Annotated in this window: 6 protein-coding genes; 2 read left to right on the top strand and 4 right to left on the bottom strand. The window is 63.3% G+C overall.

What is annotated here, in order from left to right; genetic code table 11:
- The 3 genes from WCB02_RS26095 to WCB02_RS26085 form a co-directional block, all read right to left on the bottom strand.
- The coding region (locus WCB02_RS26095) for a cyclic nucleotide-binding domain-containing protein (protein WP_423962646.1) at positions 1–351 on the bottom strand (351 nt) is incomplete at its 3' end.
- Between the two features lie 422 nt (positions 352–773).
- A complete protein-coding gene (locus tag WCB02_RS26090) occupies positions 774–965 on the bottom strand; it encodes a hypothetical protein (protein ID WP_423962645.1) in 192 nt (63 codons plus the stop codon).
- The gene (locus tag WCB02_RS26085) at positions 962–1,771 is read right to left on the bottom strand and encodes a transglutaminase-like domain-containing protein (RefSeq protein ID WP_423962644.1); all 810 of its coding nucleotides are present in this window, start codon (positions 1,769–1,771) and stop codon (positions 962–964) included. The genes WCB02_RS26090 and WCB02_RS26085 overlap by 4 nt, the downstream gene beginning before the upstream one ends.
- A gap of 334 nt (positions 1,772–2,105) precedes the next feature.
- Between WCB02_RS26085 and WCB02_RS26080 the strand changes: the two genes are divergently transcribed.
- Positions 2,106–2,297: a hypothetical protein gene (locus tag WCB02_RS26080; protein ID WP_423962643.1), complete on the top strand. Its 192-nt coding sequence runs from the start codon at positions 2,106–2,108 to the stop codon at positions 2,295–2,297.
- Positions 2,298–2,382: 85 nt separating this feature from the next.
- Here WCB02_RS26080 and WCB02_RS26075 read toward each other — a convergent pair whose 3' ends face one another.
- The gene (locus WCB02_RS26075) at positions 2,383–2,547 is read right to left on the bottom strand and encodes a hypothetical protein (protein ID WP_423962642.1); all 165 of its coding nucleotides are present in this window, start codon (positions 2,545–2,547) and stop codon (positions 2,383–2,385) included.
- 529 nt (positions 2,548–3,076) lie between these two features.
- Between WCB02_RS26075 and WCB02_RS26070 the strand changes: the two genes are divergently transcribed.
- On the top strand, positions 3,077–3,349 hold the full coding sequence (locus WCB02_RS26070; RefSeq protein ID WP_423962641.1) for a DUF3551 domain-containing protein: 273 nt from the start codon (positions 3,077–3,079) through the stop codon (positions 3,347–3,349).
- Positions 3,350–3,518: the final 169 nt, after the last annotated feature.

Raw genomic sequence — 3,518 nt, 5'->3', positions numbered from 1 at the left:
GCTCTGGTCGGCGGCTTCGGACAGCTCCTTGATCGCAATCACCGAGCATATGCCCGGCAACTGGATGATCGCGGTTGCCAGGGCCATCGGTCTACCAGAGGCGGCAGACGCTCCGAAGATACTGTCCCGGCCGACCATCGCGACCTCGGTCGTTTCACCCTCGAAGAGCCGGACGACCAGCGAAATGATTCCGCTATGGGGAAAGTAAGCGTCCTTCAGTTCATCGCCTGCCGTCGCGACGACGACCGCACGAGCCAGCTCGAGGCTGCGCAGATGCGGTTCAACCAGGTCAAAATCACCAGGGCTCAGATTTGCCAGCAGCAGATTGAGGGAACGCGGGGCGTCGTCCATGGACATCTCCGGCCGGGATGAGTGGGAGCCCCGGGGGTCTCTCAGCCGTCGACGCCCAAGACTTCGCAGCCGACAATGTTCGCGATCATGACATGCCGGAAAATAACCGCAACGGGAATTCCCGTTGAGGGTGTATGCCCCTTGGACAGCATAGGAACCACTCGCCTGCCCGCCGCTCCGCGTACCCTCAATGGTCGCACCGTTGCTGCCGTCCACCAATGTTCGCGGTTGATGTGCGAGGGGACGGCAAGAGCTGCGAATCTGATGCGGGCAAGGCGTGCAACAAAAATATTTCTCGAAATGAGACGGCACAGGGCGAATCAGATTGAGCCGGCTCGACCGATTCCTTCAAAGCCGCTGGACTCGTGGCGAGGTCAATTTCCGCATCTGCGGCTGACGACGCTCGTCGGGCCACCGAAGCTTTATTTGCCCGCCGCCACGCGTCGCATTCCGGACGCCGTCAGCCCAAGCTCTCCAAGGCGCCTCACCGCGTAACCCAGACCGACGAGGCGCTCCCAGTGCAACTGGGGAATCTCGCGCTGTGCCTCTCCCTTGCTCACCTCGATCAAGGAGGCGAATTCTTCGGCGCTGAGCGCCGGGTCATGTTCGCTCATGCGGCGATCTCATCGGTCCATACCTGGAAGCTGGCCAGCGTGTTCGGCCCGAAGGTCTGTGTGATCGGAACGTCGGCGGCATCGCGTCCCTGCGCGATCAGGATGCGGCCGATCCGCGGCACGTTGTTGCGCGGATCGAACATGTGCCAATGGCCGCCGAGATAGGCTTCGAACCAGCCGGCGAAATCTCCCGCCGCCCAGGGCAGCGGCGTGCCGATGTCACTGAGATAGCCGGTGCAGTAGCGCGCCGGGATGTTCATGCAGCGGCAGAACGCGATAGCCAGATGTGCATAGTCGCGGCAGACGCCCTTGCCTTCGTTATAGGCTTCCCACGCCGTCTTGGTCGGACGGGCGTGCTCGTATCCGAAGGCGATGTGACGATGGACGAAATCGCAGATCGCCTGCACCCGCGCCCAGCCCGGAGGCGTCCGTTCGAACAGCTGCCAGGCGATTTCCGAAAGCCGGTCGGTCTCGCAATAGCGGCTGCCAAGCAGATACACCAAAGTGTCCGCGGGCAAGTCTTCGACCGCATGCTGAGACGCCCGGGCGAACACCGGATCGGGGAGGCCGCTGTCGCGAACGATGCCATCGGCGGCCAGGCGCACCCGGCCGGCCGGCGCAACCATGCGGCTGCACCAATTGCCGAACATGTCGCGATAGGGCGAGATCTCGACGTCCGGGCTGATGGTCAGGAAATCCGGCACGATGACATCGGACGCGCGCGTAAAATGCGTCCCCAACACAGCGATCATCGGCGTCGGCTGCGGGAAGTCATAGAGCATTTCGAATCCGACGCGAATCTTCACTCGAAATGCCTCTCCGGGCTGCCATCTGTGCGAAGTGGCGACGAAACCATCGAATGCAAGGCTTCGGCGGTATGATTCGATCAGATACCGCCGGCCATCCGAGAAAACGATGGCTAATTGCTGCGGAAGCGCGCACGGTGCGATGATGTCCAAACAACCCGAGATCCTGCTGCGCCGATCCGCGTGGCTGCGCGCATGGCCACGCGCGCAAGCTTTGGACCCGGTTCAGGCCAGGCAACCGGTCTCACGCAAGACCCATGGTCAGGCTCGCTCACCAAAGCACGTTATCCAGCTCGTTCGCATCCAGATCGAACGGGCCAACTGAAAGCGCCTGATGCAAAATCTCTCGCCTCGTCACGTCAAGACCGAAGAATCGCTGCGGCTCGGGGTCGAATCCGGCTGGTACTCGACCAAGGTCAGCGGCACCTTCGTCTCGGGCCCGCATGAGTCCGAAGCCGCCTGCCTGAGCAGGATCGCCGAGATCGATCCGCCGCCGCCGGCGCCGGCACGGAAAAAGGCGGGTTAAGCCGCGAAGACGACGGAACGAGCGTCCCGCTCCGCGAGGAGGCCCAGCTCGCAGGCGGCAGCACCCGCTGCCGTCGGCGCCCGGGCTATCTGGCGGCAACCAATTTGCGCAATTCGGTCCGCACCCGGTCGAGCACGCTCACATAGTCGCGTGTTTCGCTCTGCCGGAACAAGCGAACCGTCGGATACCAGGGGCGCTCGTCGCGATCGAGCAGCCAGCGATAATCCGGTGTGTGCGCGTCACTCGTCAAAGGCGATCCTGCGGCTCGGCGCCGGCAGGTCCGCGGGCCGCACGAGGACGCTGCCGTGCTGCGCGCACCGCGCTTCGGTCATCGTGGCGATAACCTCGCGCGAAGACTGTCGGCCTGCTGCGCAATAGCCACGTCGCGATGCATCGCATGGCTGATGCGTGCCTCAGGCATCGCACGCACGACAGCCGCGCGATCGAGGCGATCGTCAACGCGGCGTGATGGTCTGGCGTGGCGCGTGAGCGGCGCCACGGCGTGCGCCATGACACACCACAATCTCATTCATCGCATGGGCGGCTTTCGCGCGCCGTCCTGGCGCATGCGAAAGACGGATCGGCGTGGCAACGCGCGATGGAGACGACGAAGATGATGGCTGCAACGTTTGTATCTTTTGTCGAAGCGTGACGCTTTCGTGAATGATCTAGCGCAATGCGGCCGTCGCGGATCCGGCGGCATAACGCGCCATCAGACCCGGACGGGTTTGAAGCGAAAGGGCTGATCGTGCGCCCTCTCGCTGAAATGGAGACAGAAGATGAAAACGACGTCGAAAATCATCACCACGGCGGCGGCCGCGCTTGCGCTTCTCGCGATGGCAACGCCCGCTCTTGCCGGCGAATACTGCAAGACAGACAGTTCTGGAATGCGAGGCTGTGGCTATGAAACCATGGCGCAATGCCAGGCTTCAGCCTCGGCGCAGAACGGCACCTGTGCGCGCGATCCCTTCTACACTGCGCCGCAGAACGCCTTGGCTTATCAGCCCGCGCATCACCGGCTGCATCCGGCGAAGAAATCGGCGGCGCGTTGAGTGAGCCGCAACGCGAAATCCTGATTCCAATGGCGCAGCCTCTGAAGTTCGACTTCAGAGGCCGGGCTGCCTCTCTCCTCTCCCGATGACGCCGGCCTGCGCCTCATGATCGCGCTCCGCCAACAGTGACTTTTCCGATCATCGAAGCGCGGGCGCGGCCGGCTCCCTC

It is taken from the genome of Bradyrhizobium sp. (genome assembly GCF_049581145.1).
Classification (GTDB): Bacteria; Pseudomonadota; Alphaproteobacteria; order Rhizobiales; family Xanthobacteraceae; genus Bradyrhizobium.
Note: the sequence above shows the minus strand (reverse complement) of the source record. Positions and strands in the feature narration are given on the sequence as shown.

Coding starts and splice junctions, on each gene's coding strand:
- WCB02_RS26080 (WP_423962643.1), top strand. CDS start 2,106: ATGCAAAATCTCTCGCCTCGTCACGTCAAGACCGAAGAATCGCTGCGG.
- WCB02_RS26070 (WP_423962641.1), top strand. CDS start 3,077: ATGAAAACGACGTCGAAAATCATCACCACGGCGGCGGCCGCGCTTGCG.
- WCB02_RS26090 (WP_423962645.1), bottom strand. CDS start 965: ATGAGCGAACATGACCCGGCGCTCAGCGCCGAAGAATTCGCCTCCTTG.